At 72.1% G+C, this 4,430-nt stretch carries 4 protein-coding genes; all 4 read left to right on the forward strand.

The window, feature by feature from the left end:
• The first annotated feature begins 167 nt into the window (after window positions 1-167).
• The 4 genes from GEV10_31825 to GEV10_31840 are packed head-to-tail and all read left to right on the forward strand — an operon-like array spanning window position 168 to window position 4,184.
• On the forward strand, window positions 168-1,877 hold the full coding sequence (locus tag GEV10_31825; GenBank protein ID MQA82991.1) for a protein kinase: 1,710 nt from the start codon (window positions 168-170) through the stop codon (window positions 1,875-1,877).
• The gene (locus tag GEV10_31830) at window positions 1,874-2,386 is read left to right on the forward strand and encodes a hypothetical protein (protein ID MQA82992.1); all 513 of its coding nucleotides are present in this window, start codon (window positions 1,874-1,876) and stop codon (window positions 2,384-2,386) included. The genes GEV10_31825 and GEV10_31830 overlap by 4 nt, the downstream gene beginning before the upstream one ends.
• A 30-nt stretch (window positions 2,387-2,416) precedes the next feature.
• Window positions 2,417-3,679 carry a CBS domain-containing protein gene (locus tag GEV10_31835; GenBank protein ID MQA82993.1) on the forward strand — a complete coding sequence of 421 codons (1,263 nt, stop codon included), beginning with the start codon at window positions 2,417-2,419 and terminating at the stop codon, window positions 3,677-3,679.
• The gene (locus GEV10_31840; GenBank protein MQA82994.1) at window positions 3,669-4,184 is read left to right on the forward strand and encodes a DUF1003 domain-containing protein; all 516 of its coding nucleotides are present in this window, start codon (window positions 3,669-3,671) and stop codon (window positions 4,182-4,184) included. The genes GEV10_31835 and GEV10_31840 overlap by 11 nt, the downstream gene beginning before the upstream one ends.
• Window positions 4,185-4,430: the final 246 nt, after the last annotated feature.

Consider the following 4,430-nt stretch of genomic DNA (forward strand, 5'->3'; position numbering starts at 1 on the left):
AGCCCGCCGAGCATCTCCGCAGCGAACGCCACCAGCCGCGGCCTGACCTGGTCCATCTCCTCCGGGGTCACGGATCAGAACACGACCACATCACGAGCCGGATCAGCGGTAGCGACACACGTAACAAAGTACTACTAGGATCGCGTTGCGAGGCACGGAACAGTACGGTGGGTCCGAGCAACCGGCACCTCGACGAGTACGGGCGGATGGCGACACCACAGCAGATCGGGCGCTACCTCGTTCGCGAACGCATCGGATCCGGCGGGTTCGCGACCGTGTGGCGCGCCTTCGACCCGGAGCTCGAGGGTGACGTCGCCGTCAAGATCCTGGCGGAGAACTGGATCGAGCGCAGCGACATCCGCAGCCGCTTCGTCGAGGAGGCGCGCATGCTGCGGCGCGCCGACTCCGACCGTGTCGTCCGGGTGTACGACATCGGCACGCTCGACGACGACCGGCCGTACTTCGTGATGAGCCACGCCGACGGCGGCACGCTCGCCGACCGGCTCGCCGGCGGCCCGCTGCCGGTCGACGCGGCGCTGGGCTACATCGCCGACGCCGCACGGGGAATCGCGGTGCTCCACGACCTCGGCGTGCTCCACCGCGACATCAAGCCGTCCAACATCCTGTTCCACAGCACCGCTGCCGGCGAGCGCATGATGATCGCCGACCTCGGGCTGGCCAAGGCGATCGCGCATGCCTCGGGCTTCACCGTCGCCGCGGGCACGCCCGGCTACATGGCGCCCGAACAGGCACGCATGGGCGGCGGCCTCGACAAGCGCGTCGACGTCTACGCGCTCGGCGCGCTCGCCTACCAGATGCTGACCGGCGCCCGACCGAACTCCGCGACCGGCGAACGGATCGCGCCGCCCGCCGAGCTCCGCCGCGACGTGCCACACGACGTCGGCGCCCTCGTCATGCGCGCGCTCGAGTCGGACAGGGAACGCCGGTGGCCGGACGCGAGCAGCCTCGCCGGCGCCGCCGAGGGGATCCGCGCGCGGCTCCGCGCTGCCGAGGCGCCCACGCCCGACGCGGCCGCGCCGGCGCCACCCGCGTCCGTCCCGCCGGTGCACCGCCCGCACGACGTCCCCGCCGCGGTGTCCGGGGAGACGCCCACGCCGCAGAGGCCGCGCCTGTCCGCCGGGCCGCCGGGCCCGCCGTCGTTCCACCAGACCGCGCCGCCGCAGGAGCACCCGTCGTTCCCTGGTCAGCGATGGACGCCCGGCGCAGAGCCGCCGACGCGGTACCCGACGGCTGCCGGGGCGAAGGAGCCACGCACACCCGAGCAGCGCGCCACCCGCCGGCGCAGGCTGACCGTCGTCGGCTGCGCGTGCCTCGCCCTGCTGCTCCTCGGCATCGGGTCGCTCGTCTGGATCCAGGTACGTCCGGAACGGGTCAGGACGACCAACGCGGAGATCGTCGTCGACGTGCCGCAGAGCTGGGTGCGTCCCACCATCGACCCCGGCGAGTCCACCGAGGACCTGAGCCGGTTCGGCGAGCCGCGGCAGCAGGGCCTCGTGCTCACCACCCAGACCGACTCGGCCGCGCTCGACTCCGACAACGGCATCACCGTGCTCGCCGGGAAGGCGTTCGCCGACCTGGACAAGAGCGCACTCGACCCGCCGAACTCCGTCTCCCGCGACTCGTGGGACCCCACGAGGTGCGACGCCAAGCACGCCGACACGTCGGTGTCACCTGCCGGGTTCTCGCGCGGCACCCTGCGTACCTGGCAGGGCGCGGACTGCTCCCACTGGTACGGGCAGGCGATCCTCTCGGGCGACGGGTTCGGCGTGCAGGTCTTCATGGTGTCCGAAGCCGACCAGGACGAGTTCGCCGACGTGCTCGACACCCTCGAGGTGAAGGGAACCGCGTTGCCATGACGTGGGAACACCTCGTCGAGGAAGCCACCAAGAAGGCGGGCCTCGTCTGGCTCGACCTGCCGGGCACCGGGCCGCGTCCCGCGTGGCACGTCTGGCACGACGACGCCGCGTACGTCGTCACCGGTGGGCTGGAGCAGCCGTTGCCCGGCCTGCTCGGGCTGGCGCAGGTCGTGGTGACCGTCCCCAGCAAGGACAACAGGAGCCGCATCGTGTCGTGGCGCGCCGACTGCGTACGGCTCGCTCCGGGCTCCGACGACTGGAACGCCGCCGTACCCGTCCTCGTCGCCGGACGCCTCAACCTGCCCGACGGCCAGGCCGCACCGGACCGGTGGGCGCGCGAGTCCGCGGTCGTCCGGCTCGTCCCCACCGGCGAGGTGCTCGACTGGCCCGGCCGGGCGCCCCTGGGCTCCGGCGCCGCGCCGCCGCCGCTCACGCCGGCGACCACCGTCGGCCGCCTCCCCGGCATGCTCGGCCGACGCCGTCGCCGGCGTCGCCCCTCCTCCCCGTGAACGGCGAGGTGCGCAGGTAGCCTCGTCTCCATGAGCGGTCCGCCGACACGTGTCTTCCTGGCCCGGCTGGCCGGGGTACCCGTGTTCGACCCGACCGGGGACCAGGTCGGCAAGATCCGCGACACCGTCGTGGCGTTCCGCAGCAGCAGCCGGCCGCCGCGGGTGCTCGGCCTGGTCGTCGAGATGCAGCCGCGCCGACTCATCTTCCTCCCGCTGACCCGGGTGACGAACATCGAGAGCGACGCCGTGATCTTCACGGGCAGCCTGAGCATGCGCAGGTTCCAGCAACGCTCCACCGAGACGCTCGTCCTCGGCGAGCTGCTCGACCGCAAGGTGACCCACCGCGACTCCGACGCCACCGTCACCGTCCTCGACGTCGCGATGGAGCGCACCCGCACCCGCGACTGGGCGATCGCGAAGATCGCCGTCCGCCGGCCGGGCAAGCGACTGCGCCGCGGCGAGACGAGCGTCGTCGACTGGGACGCCGTCACCGGGTTCGGCGCCCACGAGAGCGACCAGGGAGCCGAGAGCCTGCTCGCCACGTTCGACGAGCTGCGTCCGGCCGACCTCGCCCACGTGATGCACGAGCTGTCGCCGAAGCGACGCGCGGAGGTCGCGACCGCGCTCGGCGACGAACGACTGGCCGACGTCATGGAGGAGCTGTCGAGCGAGGACCAGGTCGAGGTCGTCGGCAAGCTCGACGCCGAGCGCGCCGCCGACGTGCTCGAGGCGATGGACCCCGACGACGCCGCCGACCTGCTGCACGTGCTGCCGCTCGACCGGCGCGAGCAGCTGCTGCGACTGATGGAGCCCGAGGAGGCCGCGCCGGTCCGCCGGCTGCTGCGTTACGCCGACGACTCCGCGGGCGGCATGATGACGACCGAGCCCGTGATCCTCGCCCCCGACGCCACGGTGGCCGAGGCTCTGGCCCGCATCCGCAACCCCGACCTGTCGCTCCCGCTCGGCTCCCAGGTGTACGTCTGCCGGCCGCCGACCGACACCCCGAGCGGCAAGTACCTCGGGCTCGTGTACTTCCAGCGGCTGCTGCGCGAGCCGCCCGCCTCGCTCGTCTCCGGGGTCATGGACAGCGATCTCATGCCGCTGCGACCCGAGACCCAGCTGCACGACGTCGCGAGCCATTTCGCCATGTACAACCTCACCGCGGTGCCCGTCGTCGACGAGAACGACCACATGCTCGGCGCCGTCACGGTCGACGACGTGCTCGACCACATGCTGCCCGAGGACTGGCGCGACCGCGTCCCGATGGAACAGGAGCAGGTCCGTGGCGGTTGACCGGCGCACGCGGCGCATCAGCCGCATCGACCAGCCGCGCGCCTACCGCCGCGAGCTGCCCCGACTCGCCGTCGACCCCGAGCACCTCGGCAACCTCGCCGACGGGGTCGCGCGGTTCCTCGGCTCCTGGCGGTTCATCGGCTACATGACCCTGGTGATCATCGCCTGGATCGCCTGGAACGCCCTGGCCCCCGCGGGACTGCGCTTCGACTCGTTCCCGTTCATCTTCCTGACGCTCGCCCTGTCCCTGCAGGCCTCGTACGCCGCGCCGCTCATCCTGCTCTCGCAGAACAGGCAGACCGACCGCGACCGGGTGCAGTACGAGCAAGATCGGGTCACCACCGAGCGCAACCTCGCCGACACCGAGTTCCTCACCCGCGAGATCGCGGCGCTGCGCATCGCGATTGGCGAGGTGGCGACCCGCGACTTCGTCCGCGCCGAGCTGCGCAGCCTGCTCGAGGAGCTCGACGACGATCGCGACCGCAGGCGCGAGCGCGACGACTGACTCGACCTGTCAGTCATCCATCGCCGCTGGTGCGGCGACCCCGGGCGGGTGACAAGGGTGGACTCGGTCGTGGTGCCGGTCGCCTCGCGGCCACAACACGTGAACGGCACCCTCACCGTGCCGGGGCATGGTGAGGGTGCCGTTCACAGGTGCGCTGCGAGGGTCATCGGCGGAGCTTCACCTCACCGACATGGACTTCACCTCGTCCCGGCACGAGGTGAAGTCCACGTTGATCACGTGCACGTG

The organism is Streptosporangiales bacterium, from assembly GCA_009379955.1.
Taxonomy (GTDB): domain Bacteria; phylum Actinomycetota; class Actinomycetes; order Streptosporangiales; family WHST01; genus WHST01.

Bases quoted from the DNA above. Each gene is read 5' to 3' on its own strand.
- GEV10_31830 (MQA82992.1), top strand. From the start codon at position 1,874: ATGACGTGGGAACACCTCGTCGAGGAAGCCACCAAGAAGGCGGGCCTC.
- GEV10_31835 (MQA82993.1), top strand. From the start codon at position 2,417: ATGAGCGGTCCGCCGACACGTGTCTTCCTGGCCCGGCTGGCCGGGGTA.